A 17,361-nucleotide genomic window follows, 5' to 3' on the forward strand; every position below is an offset into this window, starting at 1 on the left:
CCGCTCACGCCGAGACCGGCGCACCGGCGGCCGTCACATGGTGTGGGGTGCTGTTCGAGCCGCACGTGGAGCGGGGTGCGCGGGAACGGTCCGCGCACCCCGTAACACGGCTACTTCGCCTCGGGGCCGCCGTCGGACTTCTTCGGGTCGTCCTCCTTGTCCGCCTTGGCGGGCTCGGAGTCGGCCGTCTGCTCGTCGGGCGCGTCCTTCTTGCCGAGGTCGACGGACCGGTCGTCCTTGTCGGCCGTGTCGTCGGAGGCGTCGGCGTGGGAGGCGTCGGTCTCGGTGAGGGAGGAGGCGTCGTCGGGGACGATGTCGGCGTCGGACTTCAGGTCGTGCTCGATGCCGTGGACGATGCGGTTGTACTCGTCGTCGGTGAGAACGGCACCGATGGAGTTCTTGGCGAAGAGCAGTTCGACGCCGGGTCCGGCGTCGAGGAGGACCGTGTCCTCGCTGACCTCCTTGACCGTGGCGTACATGCCCCCGATGGTTCGGACGCCCGAACCGGGCTGCATCTGGTTCCGCATGTCGACGGCCTGCTGCTGCTTCTTCTTCGCCGACCGCGTCATCAGGAACATGGCCCCGATGAGCACGATGAACGGGAGGAGGGTCACGAGACTCACGGGTCGGTACTTCCTTCACACGACCGCGCTGGCGCGCGGCCTGCTGGTTGGGGGTGTGTACGCCGCCGACACGACGGCATCGGCGGAGTCTAAGCGAGTCCGCGCGCAGGGAACAACGCTCGGCACGGCACCGGGGTTCCTGGTCCGGCGAATGTGCCGGGCCCCGGCGGGGACGCCATGGGACCGTCACGTCCCGAAGAGATCCCGTTGTCCGTTTCCTGCGGACCGCGGGCCCGGCGGGGTGAGGCCGAGGTGCGCCCATGCGGCGGGGGTCGCGATCCGTCCGCGCGGGGTACGGGCGAGCAGCCCCTCCCTGACGAGGAACGGTTCCGCGACCTCCTCCACTGTCTCACGCTCCTCGCCGACGGCGACGGCGAGCGTGGACAGGCCCACCGGACCGCCGCCGAACAGCTTCAGCAGCGCCTGGAGGACGGCCCGGTCCAGCCGGTCCAGGCCCCGCTCGTCGACCTCGTACACCGCGAGGGCCGCGGCGGCGACCTCCAGGGTGACCCGGCCGTCGGCCTTGACCTGGGCGTAGTCGCGGACCCGGCGCAGCAGGCGGTTGGCGATGCGGGGGGTGCCCCGGGAGCGGCCGGCGATCTCGGCGGCGCCCGCCGGGTCGATGCCGACGTCGAGCAGGCCGGCGGAGCGGTGGACGACGCGCTCCAGCTCGGCGGGGCCGTAGAACTCCATGTGGGCGGTGAAGCCGAAGCGGTCGCGCAGCGGGGGCGGCAGCAGTCCCGCCCGGGTGGTGGCGCCGACCAGGGTGAACGGCGGCAGTTCCAGGGGGATGGCGGTCGCGCCGGGGCCCTTGCCGACGATGACGTCGACCCGGAAGTCCTCCATCGCCATGTAGAGCATCTCCTCGGCGGGCCGGGACATGCGGTGGATCTCGTCGAGGAAGAGGACCTCGCCCTCCTGGAGGGAGGAGAGGATCGCCGCGAGGTCCCCGGCGTGCTGGATGGCGGGGCCGGAGGTGATGCGGATGGGGGCGCCCATCTCGGCGGCGATGATCATGGAGAGGGTGGTCTTGCCGAGGCCGGGAGCGCCGGAGAGCAGGACGTGGTCGGCGGTGGCGCCGCGGGCGCGGGCGGCGCGCAGCACGAGGTCGAGCTGTTCGCGGACCTTCTCCTGGCCGATGAACTCGTCCAGGTCCTTGGGGCGGAGGGCGGCCTCCACGGCCTGGTCCTCGCCGTCGGCGGACGCCCCGACGAGCCGCTCGGCCGCGTCCGCGTCGGTCGTGTCGTCCCAGTTCATCAGGTGTGCCTCGGCTCTCGGTACGGGCTGGGGGAGGTCCGGCGCCCGCCGGGTCCCGTCGTGACCGCGCCCCCGTCCGCCCGGCGGGCGGGTCCGGTGGCGCCGGGTGCGCGCGCGGCGCCGCCGGGCGGACGGGGAGGTGACGGCGGGGCCCAGGGGCCGCCGGTCGGAGCGGGTCCGGGCCCCCGGGTCCGCGGGGGCGCCGGGGGGCGGGTCACCGGGCGCGGTTGAGGGTCTGCAGGGCCGCCTTGAGGAGCTGCCCCACTTGGGGCGTCCCGCCGGCCGCCTCGGCCTGGGGGGTGACGGCGGTCACGGCCTCGTCGGCCTCGCGGGTCGCGTAGCCGAGGCCGATCAGGGCGGCGTGCAGCTGGTCGCGCCAGCCGGTGCTGACCGGGGCGCCGACGGCAGGGGCCCCGACGGGGGCGCCGAGGCGGTCCTTCAGTTCCAGCAGGAGCTTCTGGGCGCCCTTCTTGCCGATGCCGGGGACGGCGGTCAGCGCCTTCTCGTCGTCCGTGGCCACGGCCCTGCGCAGGGCGTCGGGGGCGTGCACGGCGAGCATGGCCTGGGCGAGGCGGGGGCCGACGCCGCTGGCGGTCTGGAGCAGCTCGAAGACCTGGCGCTCGTCGTCGTCGGCGAAGCCGTACAGGGTCAGCGAGTCCTCGCGGACGACGAGGGAGGTGGCGAGCCGCGCGGCCCGGCCGACGCGGAGCCCGGCGAGCGTGCCCGGGGTGCACTGGACGGCCATGCCGACGCCGCCGATCTCGACCACCGCGGAGTCGGGGGCGAGGGCGGCGACCGTGCCGCTGACGAAGGCGATCATGGCGTACGGCCTTTCGACGGGTGGGGGGCCTGGGCCCCGGGGACGGCGGCCCGGGACCGGACGGCCGCGGTGTGCAGGGCGGCGGCCCGCTGGAGGCGGTTCTGCGCGGGGGCGCGCCAGATGTGACAGATGGCGAGGGCGAGGGCGTCCGCCGCGTCGGCCGGCTTCGGCGGCGCGGCGAGCCGCAGCAGCCGCGTCACCATGGCGCCGACCTGGGCCTTGTCGGCGCGCCCCGAGCCGGTGACGGCGGCCTTGACCTCGCTGGGGGTGTGCAGGGCGACGGGGATGCCGCGGCGGGAGGCGCAGAGGATGGCGACGGCGCTGGCCTGGGCGGTGCCCATCACGGTGCGCACGTTGTGCTGGCTGAAGACGCGCTCGACGGCGACGTACTCCGGGCGGTGCTCGTCGAGCCACTCCTCGATGCCCCGCTCGACGGCGACGAGGCGGGGGCCGAGGTCGGCGTCGGCGGGGGTGCGGACGACACCGACGCCGATCATGGTGAGCGGCCGGCCGGCCACCCCCTCCACGACGCCGATCCCGCAGCGGGTCAGCCCCGGGTCCACCCCCAGCACGCGCACGGCGGGCCCCTTCCGTCGATCACCTGTTTGTGCAGGCTATCGGGTGGTGCCGACAACGGCGGCGGGCCGGGGGACGTGTCCGTCCCTCCGGCCCGCCGGAATCCTCACCGCGCCCGCGGTCGCGCCACCGGGGGCGCCGCGGCACGGACGTGTCCCGCCCCGGGGCGGGACGGCCCGGAAGCAGGGCCTAGGCGTCGACCTTTTCCATGATCTCGTCGCTCACGTCGAAGTTGGCGTAGACGTTCTGCACGTCGTCGCTGTCCTCCAGGGCGTCGATCAGCTTGAAGATCTTCCGGGCGCCGTCCTCGTCCAGCTCGATCTGCATCGTGGGGACGAAGCTGGCGTCGGCCGACTCGTAGTCGATGCCAGCCTCCTGGAGCGCGGTGCGGACCGCGACCAGGTCGGTGGCCTCGCTGAGCACCTCGAAGCTCTCGCCGAGGTCGTTCACCTCCTCGGCGCCCGCCTCCAGGACGGCGGTGAGGACGTCGTCCTCGCCCAGTTCGCCCTTCGGGACGATCACGACGCCCTTGCGGTGGAACAGGTACGACACCGAGCCGGGGTCCGCCATGGAGCCGCCGTTGCGGGTCATGGCGACGCGCACGTCGGAGGCGGCGCGGTTGCGGTTGTCGGTGAGGCACTCGATGAGCACCGCGACGCCGTTCGGACCGTAGCCCTCGTACATGATCGTCTCGTAGTCGGCGCCGCCGGCCTCCAGGCCGGCGCCGCGCTTGACCGCGGAGTCGATGTTCTTGTTCGGGACCGACTGCTTCTTGGCCTTCTGGATGGCGTCGTAGAGCGTCGGGTTGCCCTCGATGTCGGAGCCGCCCATCCGCGCCGCGACCTCGACGTTCTTGATCAGCTTCGCGAAGAGCTTGCCGCGCTTGGCGTCGATGACGGCCTTCTTGTGCTTCGTCGTGGCCCATTTAGAGTGGCCGGACATCTGCCTGTCTCCTTCGCGTAACCCATCCCTGCAACGAACGCAGGAATCCTACAAGGAGTCGGCCCCGCGGTTCTCGCGCACCATGTCCGCGAAGAGCCGGTGCACCCGGTGGTCGCCGGTCAGCTCCGGGTGGAAGGACGTGGCCAGCGCCGTCCCCTGACGGACCGCGACGATGTGGCCGTCGTGCTCCGCGAGCACCTCGACGGCGGCGCCGACGGACTCCACCCAGGGGGCGCGGATGAAGACGCCCTCCACGGGACCGCCCGGCACCCCGGTGACCTCGACGGCGGTCTCGAAGGACTCGTTCTGCCGTCCGAAGGCGTTGCGGCGCACGACCATGTCGATGCCGCCGACGGGCTCCTGGCCGGAGCGCGGGTCGAGGATCCTGTCGGCCAGCATGATCATGCCCGCGCAGGTGCCGTAGACGGGCATGCCCGCGCGCACGCGGGCGCGCAGCGGGTCCATCAGGCCGAAGAGGACGGCCAGTTTGGACATGGTGGTGGACTCGCCGCCGGGCAGTACGAGCCCGTCGACCCCGGCGAGTTCCCCGGGGCGCCTGACCGCCCGGGCCGCGGCGCCGGCCGCGGCCAGGGCGGTGAGGTGCTCCCGGACGTCGCCCTGGAGGGCCAGGACGCCGATCACGGGTGTGCCGCTCATCCGCGCGCCTACCAGCCGCGGTTGGCGTAGCGCTCGGACTCGGGAAGGGTGTCGCAGTTGATGCCGACCATGGCCTCGCCCAGGTTGCGGGAGGCCTCCGCGATCACCTTCGGGTCGTCGTAGAAGGTGGTCGCCTTGACGATGGCCGCGGCCCGCTTGGCCGGGTCGCCGGACTTGAAGATGCCGGAGCCGACGAAGACGCCCTCGGCGCCGAGCTGGCGCATGAGCGCGGCGTCGGCCGGGGTGGCGACACCGCCGGCGGAGAAGAGGACCACCGGCAGCCTGCCCAGCTCGGCGACCTCCTTGACCAGCTCGTAGGGGGCGCGCAGCTCCTTGGCGGCGGCGTACAGCTCGTGGTTGTCGAAGCCGCGCAGCCGGGCGATCTCGTTCTTGATCTGGCGCAGGTGGCGGACGGCCTCCACGACGTTGCCGGTGCCGGCCTCGCCCTTGGAGCGGATCATCGCGGCGCCCTCGGCGATCCGGCGCAGCGCCTCGCCGAGGTTGGTGGCCCCGCACACGAAGGGGGTGGTGAAGGACCACTTGTCGGAGTGGTTGACCTCGTCGGCCGGGGTGAGGACCTCGGACTCGTCGATGTAGTCCACGCCGAGCGACTGGAGGACCTGGGCCTCGACGAAGTGGCCGATCCGGGACTTGGCCATGACCGGGATGGAGACGGCGCCGATGATGCCGTCGATCATGTCCGGGTCGGACATGCGGGCCACGCCGCCGTCCTTGCGGATGTCGGCCGGGACCCGCTCCAGGGCCATGACGGCGACGGCTCCCGCGTCCTCGGCGATCTTCGCCTGCTCCGGGGTGACGACGTCCATGATCACGCCGCCCTTGAGCTGCTCGGCCATGCCGCGCTTGACGCGGGCGGTGCCGGTCTCGGGGGACGGATGTGCGGAGAGCGTGCTGGACACGGGATACCTCACTGGGGAAGAGGGGGTTTCTGCAGCCCCGAGCCAACGCGAGGGGACCAGTCCACGGCAAGGGCCAATGATCGGGCGGTGGATCGTTTTCGCCGGGCGGGGCGGCCGGGGCGTGCGCCGCGGGGGCGCGGCGCGGGCGTGCGGCGCCGTCACCCGGCCCGTTCGACGAGGGCCGCCGGGGGCTCGTCGTCCATCTCGAAGGCCAGCGGGAAGGGGGCGTGCCCGGCGAGGCGGAACCAGCGGACCTTGCGGTGCTCGCGCAGCCGCCGGGCGGCGCCCACCGCGTCGTTGTGGAAGCGCCGGGCCATCGGCACCCTGCGCACCGACTCGGCCAGTTCCCGGGCCGCCTCCTCTCCCCCGGGCGCCTCCCGTACGGCCTCCACCTGCGCCGCGTCCTCGAACACGGCCCGCAGCGCGTGGCTGAGCGCGCTCTCCGCGACCTCCCGCTGCTCCTCCTCGGCCTGCCGGGCGGCGTGGGCGGCCTCGTACAGCACGATCGAGGCGGCCGGGTCGAGGACGCCCGAGGTCGCGAGCTCCTGGGTCACCGAGGCCCGGCGCAGCAGTTGCGCGTCGAGCGCGGCGCGGGCGGCGTCGATCCGGGCGTGCAGCCGGTCCAGGCGGCCCGCCGTCCAGCTCAGGTAGAGGCCGATCGCCACGAGGACGACCAGGGTCCAGATCAGGGTTGCGGTCACGGGCCGCAAGCCTAGGGCCTCTCGTTTGGATCATGCCGGGCTCGCGGGCCCTGGCGCCGCATCTCGCCGCGCTGTCGTCGGTCGCCGGGCCCCGCCCCGACTCCCTCCTCCGCCTCGCGACGCACTGTGCCGGACCCCGCTCCCCGATCCGGCCCGATCCGGCCCGATCCGAACGAAAGACCCCAGGGCGTGCCGCGGAGGTCACGTCCCGACGGACGGGCGCGGCTCCTTCGTGCGCGGGGGCCCCGACCGCCCGGCGCGGTGCCCGCCGGTCACCGGGCGGTCGGGGCCGGGGCCCGGCCGGCGGGGCGGGGGCGAGTCCGCTCCGGGGGCCCGGGGACGGGCCGGCCCGGGTCCGGGGTCCGCCCGGAACCGGTCCCGGGCGCGGGCTTCACGTCGCGCGGGCCCGGCCCGCGCGGGCTCAGTCGCGGGAGCGGCCGAGGCGCGCGCGCAGGCCCGTGGCGCGGTCGTCCGCCGCCACCGCCGCCGCGCCCGCCGTCACCGTCTCGTAGACGGACATGATGTCCGCGCCCACCGTCGACCAGTCGAAGCGCCGCACATGGGCGCTGCCCCGCTCCCGCAGCCCGGCGCGGCGCTCCGGGTCCGCCAGCAGCCGCACCGCCGCGTCGGCCAGGGCGTCGGCGTCCTCGTTGGGGAACAGGTCGCCGGCCGCGCCCTGGTCCAGGACCTGGGCGAAGGCGTCCAGGTCGGAGGCGAGCACGGGGGCGCCCGCCGACATGGCCTCGACGAGGATGATGCCGAAGCTCTCGCCGCCGGTGTTGGGGGCGACGTACAGGTCGACGCTGCGCAGCAGGGCGGCCTTGTCCTCGTCGCTGACCATGCCGAGGAACTCCACCCGGGAGCGCAGCGCGGCCGGGAGCGTGGCCACGGCCTCCTCCTCGTCCCCGCGTCCGGCCACCAGCAGCCGGGTCTCCGGCCGGGCGGCGAGGATCCCCGGCAGCGCCCGCATCAGCACCGGCAGGCCCTTGCGGGGTTCGTCGATGCGGCCGATGAAGCCGATGGTGCCGCCCTGCCACTCGGGGCGGGGCTCGGCGCGGGCGAAGAAGTCGACGTCGACCCCGTTGGGGATCACCACGGCGTCCCCGCCGAGGTGTTCGACGAGGGTGCGGCGGGCGTACTCGCTGACCGCGATCCGGGCGCTGATCTTCTCCAGGGCCGCCTGGAGGATGGCGTAGGCGGCGATCATCGCGCGGGAGCGCGGGTTGGAGGTGTGGAAGGTCGCGACGATCGGGCCCTGCGCCGCCCAGCAGGTCAGCAGCCCCAGCGACGGCGAGGTGGGCTCGTGGATGTGGATGACGTCGAAGGCGCCCTCGTGCAGCCAGCGGCGCACCCGGGCCGCCGACAGGAAGCCGAAGTTCAGCCGGGCCACCGAGCCGTTGTACGGCACCGGGACGGCGCGCCCGGCGGAGACGACGTAGGGCGGCAGCGGGGTGTCGTCGTCGGCGGGGGCGAGGACGGACACCTCGTGGCCGAGGCGGATGAAGTACTCCGCGAGGTCGCGGATGTGGAACTGGACGCCGCCCGGCACGTCCCAGGAGTACGGGCAGACGATGCCGATCCTCACGAGGCGTCCCGTTCCCCGGTGCCCGGTGCCCGCGCGGGGTCGAGGTCCTTCAGCCACAGGCGCTGGAGCATGTGCCAGTCCTCCGGGTGGTCCGCGATGCCCGTGGCGAAGGCGTCGGCCAGGGCCTGGGTCATGACGGCGGTCCGCTCCCGCCGGGTGCCGTCGACGGGGACGGCGACGGGCGGGTGCACCCGCCCCCGCATGACCGGCGAGTCGTCGTACCAGAGGGTCACCGGGAGCAGCACCGCGCCGGTCTGCTGGGCGAGCAGGGCGGGACCGGCGGGCATGCGGGCCGTCTCGCCGAAGAAGTCGACCTCCACGCCGGAGGCGGACAGGTCGCGGTCCGCGACCAGGCAGACCAGGCCGCCCGCGCGCAGCCGCCGGGCCAGGGTGCCGAAGGCGGCGCCGCCGCTGTGCGGCAGGACCTCCATGCCGAGGCCCTCGCGGTAGGCGACGAAGCGGTCGTAGAGGGACTCCGGCCGCAGCCGCTCGGCGACGGTCGTGAAGGGGATGCCGAGCCGGGTGGTGACCCAGGCGCCGGCCAGGTCCCAGTTGCCCAGGTGCGGCAGGGCCAGGATGACGCCCCTGCCCGCGGCCATGCCGTCGGTGAGGTGGTGGACGTCCCGGGGATCGAAGCCGTTACGGACCCGCTCGGGACTCCACGCGGGGAGCCGGAAGGACTCCATCCAGTAGCGCAGGTAGGAGCGCATGCCCGCGCGCGAGAGCGCGGCGAGTTGCTCGGGGCTCGCGCCGGGCCGCACCCGCGCGTAGTTGCCCTCCAGGCGGCGGACGCCCGCGCCGCGCCGCTTCCAGGCGATGTCGGCGACGGTCCGGCCGAGCCGTACGGCGACCGGTTCGGGCAGCCGTCGGACGGTGCTCCAGCCGGCCCCGTACAGGGAGTCGGCCAGTCGCTCCCGGACCGTCACGTCGCCGCCCCGGTGTCCTGGTCCTGCTGGGCGGCGGCCTCCGCCTCGGCGGACTCGCGGCGGACCGTGACGACCCGCTGCACCAGCGTGACGAGACTGCCGACGGCCACGATCCAGAGGGCGACCGGCAGCAGGTACTGGATGCCCGGCACACCGAACGCGTGCAGCCCGGCGAAACCGGCCGCGACCAGCGAGACGACGAGCCGCTCGGCGCGCTCGACCAGGCCGTTGACGGCCACCGGCAGGCCGATGGCCTCGCCGCGCGCCTTGGTGTACGACACCACCTGCCCGCTGGCCAGGCAGAAGATCGACACGGCGCACAGCACGTTGTCGTCGCCGCGGCCCGCGTACCAGAGGGCGAACCCGGCGAAGATCGCGCTGTCCGCGACCCGGTCGAGGGTGGAGTCCAGGAAGGCGCCCCACCGGCTGGAGCGTCCGAGCTGGCGGGCCATGTTGCCGTCGACCAGGTCGGAGAAGACGAAGAGGGTGATCACGACCGTGCCCCAGAAGAACTCGCCCATGGGGTAGAAGACCAGCGCACCCGCGACCACCCCGGCCGTTCCGATCAGCGTGACCGTGTCGGGGCTGACGCCCCGGCGGATGAGAAACGCGGCGAACGGTGTGAGGACACGCGTGAAGAATGCACGCGCGTACTTGTTCAGCATGGCCTTCCCGACGGTCGGTGTGGCCGCGCGGCCCTTGATGGCCACCGGCTGGCCCATCGTAGTCACGCCGGGGCACCCCTGACGCCGGGCACCCGTCCGTCCCGGCACGGGACGGGCGCGCGGCGGCCCCGGACCGTTCGCCTGGACGCGGACCGGTGGGAGTGGAAGGCTCGAAGGACCGCGGGAGCCACCCGGACGCCGAGCACACGGTGCAGCGTGCCCGCCCCCGCGGCGCCCCACCGCGCACGGGAGGCGAGGCCATGGGCGACAGGGCACACCCCCGGCACGGGGACGGCGGCCCGCGGGGGCCCGCCGCGGTGCGCAACGTGGCGCTGGTCGGCCCCTCCGGGGCGGGCAGGACGGCCCTGGTGGAGGCGCTCGCGCTGACCGCCGGGGCGACGGACCGGCCGGGCCGCACCGGGAACGGCGGCGCCCCGGACCACGAGGGGAGCGGGCACCGGCAGCACCGCTCGGTACGCCTGGCCCTGACCCCGGTCACCTGGGACGGCGTCCGGATCAATCTGCTGGACACCCCCGGGTACGCCGACTTCACCGGGGAGCTGCGGGCCGGACTGCGCGCCGCGGACGCCGCCCTCTTCGTCGTCCCGGCCTCCGACGGCCTCGACGCCACCGCCCCGGCGCTCTGGGAGGAGTGCGCGGCGGTCGGCACACCGCGCGCCGTCGTGGTCACCCGCCCGGGGTCCGGCCGCGGCGGCTTCGAGGAGACGGCCCGGCTCTGCGCCGAGGTGTTCGGCGCCGGGGACCCCGACGCCGTCCTCCCCCTCGTCCTGCCGCTGCGCGGCCCCGCGGCGGCCGACGGGCACGCGCCGGCGGCCGGGCCGGCCGGGGCGCTGTCGCGGACCTGGGCCGACCACTCCTCGGGCCGACGGGTGGAGGTCCCGCCCGACCCGGACCGGGTGCCCGCGCTGGAGGCCGCCCGCGCCCGGCTCATCGAGGGGATCATCGCGGAGAGCGAGGACGGGTCCCTGATGGACCGCTACCTCGGCGGCGCGGAGATCGAGGACGGGATCCTGCTCCGGGACCTGGAGCGGGCCGTCGCGCGCGGCGCCCTCTTCCCGGTGCTGATGGCCGCCGGGGACGCCCGGCGGGAACTCGGCACGGTGGAGATCCTGGAGCTGATCGTCCACGGCTTCCCCAGCCCGCTGGAGCGCCCCCCCCCCGGTGACCTCGCCCGACGGCACGCCGCGCCCGCCGAGGGCCTGCGACCCCGGGGCGACGCTGGCGGCGGAGGTCGTCGGCACCTCCGACGACCCGTACGGGCCGGATCTGCCTGGTGCGGGTCTTCTCCGGGACGCTCCGCGCCGACCGGGAGGTGCACGTCAGCGGGCACGGCCGGGACGGCGGGGGCCATGACGCCGACGAACGCGCGGCGGCCCCGTCCGCGCCCCGCGGCGGGCGCCGGCCGGGCGACCGGGTGATCGCGGGCGACCTGGGCCGCGTGGCCCGGCTGGACACCGCGGGGACCGGGGACACCCTGTCCGACCCGGAGGACCCGCTGCTGATCGCCCCGTGGGAGCCGCCCGACCCGCTGCTCCCAGTGGCCCTGGAGGCCCACGGCGGCCCCGACGAGGAGCGGCTCTCCCGGGGCCTGGCCCGGCTGGCGGCCGAGGACCCGGCCCTGCGGCTGGAGCACGACCCGGACACCCGGCAGGTCGTGCTGTGGTGCCCGGGCGAGGCCCACGCCGAGGTCGCCCTGGAGCGGCTGCGCGACCGGCACCGTGTCCGGGTCGACGTCGTGCCGCACCGGGTCGCGCTGCGGGAGACCTTCGCCGCGCCCGCCACCGGAACCGGACGGCACGTCAAGCAGTCCGGCGGGCACGGGCAGTACGCCGTCTGCGGGATCGGGGTGGAACCGCTGCCGGGCGGCTCCGGCGTCGAGTTCGCGGACCGGGTCGTCGGCGGCGCGGTGCCCCGGCAGTTCGTCGCCTCCGTCGAGAAGGGGGCGCGCGCGCAGGCCGCCGGGGGCCTCGGCCCGGGCCGTCCGCTCACCGACGTCCGCGTCACCCTGCGGGACGGCAGGGCGCACGCGGTGGACTCCTCCGACGCCGCCTTCCAGGCGGCGGGCGCGCTGGCCCTGCGGGACGCGGCGGCCGGCACCGGGCTGCGGCTGCTGGAGCCGGTGGCGGAGGTGCGGGTGCTGGCCGGGGACGACCTCGTGGGCGCGGTGCTGACCGATCTGTCCGCACGGCGCGGCCGGGTCTTCGGCACCGAACAGGCCGCCGGGGGACGCACACGAATCCGCGCCGAGGTGCCGGAGGTGGAACTGGACCGGTACGCGGTGGAGTCGCGCTCGCTCTCCCACGGCACCGCCCGCTTCGGGCGCCGCCGCGCGCGGTACGAGCCGGTCCCGGAGCGGGTGGCCCGGCGGATGCGCGGGGCGGGAGGAGCCGCGGGCACATGAGGGTCCGCGGCCCGGACGGCACCGGGACCGCGGCACCGGGGTCTCCGCGTCGGACGGGTCCGGGGCGGTCGACCCGGTGTCAGCGTCCGTGTGCCGGGCAGCCGTTGGCACGGTCCCGGGCGACCGGAACACGACCGGGACGGGCCGAGGCGGGCCGGGCTCGGGGCGAGCGCGGCGGGGGGCCTCCCGCGCGGGGCCCGGGGCGCGCCGGGCGCCCGGCGCGCGACGGCGCATCCCGGGTGCAACCCGCGCACACGGGGGCGGCTTTGGACGACCGCTGACGCATCCGGGAGGCGGCGGATACGCTGATGACCTGATCAACAGGTGTGCGCAGCAGGCTGGTCGGGAAGGCCGCAGGAGGGACAGTGGTGGCGATCGGGGGCGGGAATGAGCGGTGACGGCGGTTTCGCGGACTTCTTCGGGCCGCAGGTGCCGCGCGCGGGCGACGGAGGGCAGACGCCCACCTTCGCGCTGGCGTCGGCCGCCTATCGGGACAACCCGGTGGAGGACATCAAGAAGGCCGACAACGAGTGGTACGAGACCTCGGTCAACACGGGCCGCCCCTGGGCGAAGCTGTTCCGGCCCAACCTCGGTGAGGCGTTCTCCCGCGCGGTGACCGCCCGCATGCTGGGCTCCGGGCGCGCGCCGCTGATCCAGTCCTTCGGCGCCGAGCCCCAGGTGGTCGTCGAGCACTGCCTGGCCGCCAACGGCATCCGCAAGGCCCGCGACAGCCGGCTGACCCTGATCAGCGTGGTCTGCGGTCTGCTCTTCCTGCCCGGCACCCTGGTCTGGCTGCTCGGCTTCCAGATCCGCGCGGGCGTCGCCAGGACCGAGCGCAAGCAGGCCGGCGCCCTGGGCACCGCGGTGCTCTTCGCCATCGGCGTGCTGGCCGTGCTGTTCCTGCTCAGGATGCCCTTCACCGGCTTCTGGGCCTGGTACGGGCGGGCGGCGATCGTGATGCCCGTCGTCGGCTGGTTCTGGGCCAAGCGGATCTGCGAGAGCACCGCCAACGAGCTGCGCGACCACTGGTCGGGCCTGCTCTCCGGCGGCGGCGTCGGCGCCAAGGTCCCCGAGGCCGTCCCGAGCAACCCCAACGAGACCGCCGCCGAGCAGCTCCGCCAGTCCCTGGCCAACCTCGGCGCCGAGCAGCAGTCCAACTCCGTGTTCTACGCCGGGCCCAAGGGCATCCTCGGCATGGGCACCCGCTGGGGGAGCTGGCAGCTGGCGGAGGAGCTGGTGCCCGCCGACCCGTCCCGCGAGATCCACCCCTTCCGGAGCTGGGACGTCATACGCGCCATCCACGACCAGCTCAGCCTGCTGGAGCGGGGCCCGCTGAACACCGGCGGCTTCACCAAGCCGTCCATCCGGCACTGGATCGTCACCCCCGTCGGGGAGAACGCCAAGGGCGTCTCCCGCCCGGCCGGGGCGGACGTCGAGGCCCACCAGGTCAAGCCGCACGCCATACAGGAGATCTGCAACAAGCAGCAGTTCGGCGCCGGGGACCGGCACTACCTGGGCGTCCAGTGGACGCTGTGGGACGGACAGCTCGTCCTCACCATGCTGATCACGGTGACGGTGCTGCACTCGACCCTGCGCATCGAGGTCACCGGCCATGCCCTGGGCCCGATCAACGGGCTGTTCATGGGGAAGCCGGAGGCCCCCTCGAAGTCGGTGACCAAGTCGTTCAAGCCGTGGGAGTCCCGCAAGGTGATGCTCCCGCTGGTCGACGCCAACGAGGTGGTGCGGCTCGCCCTGCGCGCCCCCCTCACCTGGTACCCGCCGCTGCTGAACTGGCTGGGCGGCACCATCGGCCTGCCCGAGCCGTTCGGGCTGCGGCACGTGTGGGCGGACCAGCCCTGGCGGCACCGCTTCATGGCCGACGACGCGCTGCGGGCGGCGACGCCGGTGCTGCGCGTGGTGCACACGGCGGCGATCCGGGTGCTGGCGGAGAACGGGGTGGACACCGAGAAGTTCGGCAGCCGCTCCTCGTCCCTCAGCACGGCCATACAGGACCCGTCGCCGGGGAAGGCGGACCTCTACAACGCGTGACAACCGCGTACGACGGGTGACGCCGCGGGCGGTCGGCCCGGGGCGGGAGCGAACGGGAGGGGCGGTGCCGGACCGGCGCCGCCCCTCCCGCCGTGACCGGACCCATCGGGACACGGCGGGTGCCGGAGCGCGGCGGGCCGGTCCCGACGCCGGGACCGGGCGGATACCGGTGCCGGTGCCGGGCGGGGCAGTGGTGCCGGACGGCGTCAGTCCGTGGGCCATGCCTTCGCGAGCATCTCACGGGTGTCCCCGAGCAACTGGGGCAGCACCTTGGTGTGGCCGACGACCGGCATGAAGTTCGTGTCGCCGCCCCAGCGGGGCACGATGTGCTGGTGGAGGTGCGCGGCGATGCCCGCGCCGGCCACCGTGCCCTGGTTCATCCCGATGTTGAACCCATGGGCCCCGGAGGCGGTGCGCAGCGCCGTCATCGCCTGCTTGGTGAGGACGGCCAGCTCGGCGGTCTCCGCGTCGGTCAGCTCCGTGTAGTCGGCGACATGGCGGTAGGGGACCGCCATCAGATGGCCGCCGTTGTAGGGGTACAGGTTGAGCACCACGTAGACCAGCTCGCCGCGGCGGACGATCAGCCCGTCCTCGTCGGACTTGGCCGGGATCGAGCAGAAGGGGCAGCCGTCGTCGGCCCCAGGGCCGCTGGGCTTGTTCTCCCCCTGGATGTACGCCATCCGGTGGGGCGTCCACAGTCGCTGGAACGCGTCCGGCGTCCCCACTCCCCGCTGCTGCTCCGGCTCAATCGTCATGTGTGCAGCATATGGCGTCGCGCCCGGCGACAGGAAAGGCCCCCGGGAACTCCCGGGGGCCTCCGGCGGACGGATCAGACCTGGGCCCGCTCCTCGACCACCCGCGCCAGCTTGGCGAGGGCCTCGTCGACCGGGACCCCGTTCTCCTGCGAACCGTCGCGGTAGCGGAAGGAGACCGTGCCCGCGTTCATGTCGTCGTCACCGACGATGATCATGAAGGGCACCTTCTGCTTCTGCGCCGTGCGGATCTTCTTCTGCATGCGGTCGGAGGAGGAGTCGACCTCCACCCGCAGACCCTTCTTGCGGGCCTGGGCGGCGAACGTCTCCAGGTACTCCACGTGCGCGTCCCCGACCGGGATGCCGACCGCCTGGACCGGCGCCAGCCAGGCCGGGAAGGCGCCCGCGTAGTGCTCCAGGAGCACCGCGAAGAACCGCTCGATCGAGCCGAACAGCGCGCGGTGGATCATGACCGGCCGCTGCTTGGTGCCGTCCGCGCCGGTGTACTCCAGGCCGAAGCGCTCCGGCAGGTTGAAGTCGAGCTGGATGGTCGACATCTGCCAGGTGCGGCCGATGGCGTCCTTGGCCTGGACGGAGATCTTGGGACCGTAGAAGGCGGCGCCGCCCGGGTCCGGGACCAGCGGCAGGCCCTGCTTCTCGGCGACCTGGCGGAGCGTCTCGGTCGCCTCCTCCCAGGCGTCGTCGGTGCCGACGAACTTCTCCGGGTCCTTGGTGGACAGCTCCAGGTAGAAGTCGGTCAGGCCGTAGTCCCGCAGCAGGTTCAGCACGAAGGTGAGCGTCGTGTCGAGCTCGTCCGCCATCTGCTCGCGGGTGCAGTAGATGTGCGCGTCGTCCTGGGTGAAGCCGCGGGCCCGGGTCAGGCCGTGCACCACACCGGACTTCTCGTACCGGTACACGGTCCCGAACTCGAAGAGGCGCAGCGGCAGCTCGCGGTAGGAGCGGCCCCGCGCGTCGAAGATCAGGTTGTGCATCGGGCAGTTCATGGGCTTGAGGTAGTAGTCCACGCCCTCGTCGAGCTGCATGGGCGGGTACATGCCGTCGGCGTACCAGTCCAGGTGGCCCGAGGTCTCGAAGAGCTTCCCCTTCGTCGCGTGCGGGGTGTAGACGAACTCGTAGCCCTCCTCCTCGTGGCGGCGCCGCGAGTAGTCCTCCATGACCCGGCGGATGATGCCGCCCCGGGGGTGGAAGACGGCGAGGCCGGAGCCGATCTGCTCCGGGACGGAGAAGAGGTCCAGCTCGGCGCCCAGCTTGCGGTGGTCGCGCTTCTCGGCCTCGGCGAGGAACTCCAGGTGCGCCTTCAGCTCCTCCTTGGACGGCCAGGCCGTGCCGTAGATGCGCTGGAGCATCGGGTTCTTCTCGCTGCCGCGCCAGTAGGCGGCGGCGTTGCGCATCAGCTTGAAGGCCGGGATGTTCCGGGTGGTGGGCAGGTGGGGACCCCGGCAGAGGTCCTTCCAGCACAGGTCGCCGGTCTTGGCGTCCAGGTTGTCGTAGATCGTCAGCTCACCGGCGCCGACCTCGACGTCCGCGCCGTCGTCGTGGGAGGCGGAACCCTTGAGGCCGATCAGCTCCAGCTTGTACGGCTCGTCCGCCAGCTCCTCGCGGGCCGCGTCGTCGGTGACCGCACGGCGCGAGAAGCGCTGGCCGCGCTTCTGGATCTCCTGCATCTTCTTCTCGATGGCCTTGAGATCCTCGGGCGTGAACGGCTTCTCGACGTCGAAGTCGTAGTAGAAGCCGTCCCGGACCGGCGGGCCGATGCCCAGCTTGGCCTCGGGGAAGAGCTCCTGCACGGCCTGGGCCATGACGTGCGCGGTGGAGTGGCGCAGGATGCCGAGACCGTCCTCGGAGGAGATGTCGACGGCCTCGACGGTGTCGCCCTCCCCGACCTCGTGCGCGAGGTCCACCAGGCGGTCACCGATGCGGGCGGCGATGACCGAGCGCTCGCCGGCGAAGAGCTCGGCGGCCGTAGTGCCCGTCGTCACCACGCGTTCTTCCCGCTCGGAATCGCGTTGGATGATCACACGGACGTCTGACACCGGTCTCTCCTGACTGAAGGGGGCTGCGGCGCCATACCGGAGCGCACGCACCCGCCGATCGTACCGACCCGGCACCCCCCGGGTCGAAGCCGATTCCCGCCCGGGGGGCCGGGGGGCCTCCGGGGTTTCCCGGTTCCGTGCCGTGCCGCCTCCGGCACCGTCCCGCGCCCCGGAGCCCCCGGGAGGCTCCCGGGGTCGCGGGGCGGGCGCGTCCGGTGTCCGCGGGACGGCACACCGCCGGTGCCCCGCGGGGACGGCGTGCGGGCGATCCGCGGCGGGGCGCCCATCTGGGGCGGGCCGACTCGACCGGGGCGAAGCCCTCGGCCGTGTCCGGCCGGGGGCCCGGCGGAGGCCGGGGGCCGGAGGAGGCCCGGGGCGTCTCGGTGGGCGGAGCTGCCCGGGGCGGAGGGAT

Annotated in this window: 14 protein-coding genes and 1 pseudogene; 2 read left to right on the plus strand and 13 right to left on the minus strand. The window is 74.2% G+C overall.

The genetic code is table 11. From position 1 onward, the window contains the following. Positions 1 to 110 precede the first annotated feature (110 nt). The 11 genes from yajC to pgsA all read right to left on the minus strand — a co-directional run bounded on the left by yajC (position 111) and on the right by pgsA (position 9,729). Entirely contained in the window at positions 111 to 623 is a 513-nt protein-coding gene (gene yajC, locus ACZ7LB_RS16850) for a preprotein translocase subunit YajC (protein WP_471468901.1), read from the minus strand. A gap of 186 nt (positions 624 to 809) precedes the next feature. Continuing rightward, positions 810 to 1,880 (minus strand): Holliday junction branch migration DNA helicase RuvB, encoded by a 1,071-nt coding sequence (gene ruvB, locus ACZ7LB_RS16855; RefSeq protein WP_471468903.1) that lies wholly within the window; start codon positions 1,878 to 1,880, stop codon positions 810 to 812. Between the two features lie 214 nt (positions 1,881 to 2,094). Further along, positions 2,095 to 2,700: a Holliday junction branch migration protein RuvA gene (gene ruvA / locus ACZ7LB_RS16860; RefSeq protein WP_471468905.1), complete on the minus strand. Its 606-nt coding sequence runs from the start codon at positions 2,698 to 2,700 to the stop codon at positions 2,095 to 2,097. Beyond that, the gene (ruvC, locus tag ACZ7LB_RS16865) at positions 2,697 to 3,278 is read right to left on the minus strand and encodes a crossover junction endodeoxyribonuclease RuvC (protein ID WP_471468907.1); all 582 of its coding nucleotides are present in this window, start codon (positions 3,276 to 3,278) and stop codon (positions 2,697 to 2,699) included. Before ruvC ends, ruvA begins: the two co-directional genes overlap by 4 nt. 187 nt (positions 3,279 to 3,465) lie before the next feature. Then, positions 3,466 to 4,218, minus strand: coding sequence for a YebC/PmpR family DNA-binding transcriptional regulator (locus ACZ7LB_RS16870; protein WP_471468909.1), 753 nt, complete (start codon positions 4,216 to 4,218; stop codon positions 3,466 to 3,468). Positions 4,219 to 4,266: 48 nt separating this feature from the next. Continuing rightward, on the minus strand, positions 4,267 to 4,875 hold the full coding sequence (gene pdxT, locus ACZ7LB_RS16875) for a pyridoxal 5'-phosphate synthase glutaminase subunit PdxT (RefSeq protein WP_471468910.1): 609 nt from the start codon (positions 4,873 to 4,875) through the stop codon (positions 4,267 to 4,269). A gap of 8 nt (positions 4,876 to 4,883) precedes the next feature. Next, positions 4,884 to 5,795 carry a pyridoxal 5'-phosphate synthase lyase subunit PdxS gene (gene pdxS / locus ACZ7LB_RS16880; RefSeq protein WP_471468912.1) on the minus strand — a complete coding sequence of 304 codons (912 nt, stop codon included), beginning with the start codon at positions 5,793 to 5,795 and terminating at the stop codon, positions 4,884 to 4,886. 158 nt (positions 5,796 to 5,953) lie between these two features. Next, positions 5,954 to 6,496, minus strand: a complete 543-nt coding sequence (locus tag ACZ7LB_RS16885) for a LemA family protein (protein WP_161228191.1) — start codon at positions 6,494 to 6,496, stop codon at positions 5,954 to 5,956. A 421-nt stretch (positions 6,497 to 6,917) separates the two neighbouring features. Next, entirely contained in the window at positions 6,918 to 8,081 is a 1,164-nt protein-coding gene (locus ACZ7LB_RS16890; RefSeq protein ID WP_161228190.1) for a glycosyltransferase family 4 protein, read from the minus strand. Continuing rightward, positions 8,078 to 9,007 carry a phosphatidylinositol mannoside acyltransferase gene (locus tag ACZ7LB_RS16895; RefSeq protein ID WP_471468915.1) on the minus strand — a complete coding sequence of 310 codons (930 nt, stop codon included), beginning with the start codon at positions 9,005 to 9,007 and terminating at the stop codon, positions 8,078 to 8,080. The genes ACZ7LB_RS16890 and ACZ7LB_RS16895 overlap by 4 nt, the downstream gene beginning before the upstream one ends. Further along, entirely contained in the window at positions 9,004 to 9,729 is a 726-nt protein-coding gene (pgsA, locus tag ACZ7LB_RS16900; RefSeq protein WP_471469198.1) for a phosphatidylinositol phosphate synthase, read from the minus strand. The genes ACZ7LB_RS16895 and pgsA overlap by 4 nt, the downstream gene beginning before the upstream one ends. A 203-nt stretch (positions 9,730 to 9,932) precedes the next feature. Between pgsA and ACZ7LB_RS16905 the strand changes: the two are divergent. Together ACZ7LB_RS16905 and ACZ7LB_RS16910 are read left to right on the plus strand one after the other, a co-directional pair. Further along, a pseudogene (locus ACZ7LB_RS16905) lies at positions 9,933 to 12,094 on the plus strand (elongation factor G-like protein EF-G2). A 387-nt stretch (positions 12,095 to 12,481) separates the two neighbouring features. Continuing rightward, positions 12,482 to 14,143 carry a hypothetical protein gene (locus ACZ7LB_RS16910; protein WP_471468917.1) on the plus strand — a complete coding sequence of 554 codons (1,662 nt, stop codon included), beginning with the start codon at positions 12,482 to 12,484 and terminating at the stop codon, positions 14,141 to 14,143. A 206-nt stretch (positions 14,144 to 14,349) separates the two neighbouring features. Here the strand turns inward: ACZ7LB_RS16910 and ACZ7LB_RS16915 are convergent, their stop codons facing one another. Both ACZ7LB_RS16915 and thrS read right to left on the minus strand, forming a co-directional pair. Beyond that, complete coding sequence (locus ACZ7LB_RS16915) at positions 14,350 to 14,898, minus strand: HIT family protein (RefSeq protein ID WP_161228184.1); 549 nt, start codon at positions 14,896 to 14,898, stop codon at positions 14,350 to 14,352. 74 nt (positions 14,899 to 14,972) lie between these two features. Further along, positions 14,973 to 16,949, minus strand: coding sequence for a threonine--tRNA ligase (gene thrS, locus ACZ7LB_RS16920; protein WP_265292929.1), 1,977 nt, complete (start codon positions 16,947 to 16,949; stop codon positions 14,973 to 14,975). Between the last annotated feature and the right edge of the window lie 412 nt (positions 16,950 to 17,361).

The organism is Streptomyces sp. NPDC107521, assembly GCF_055598485.1.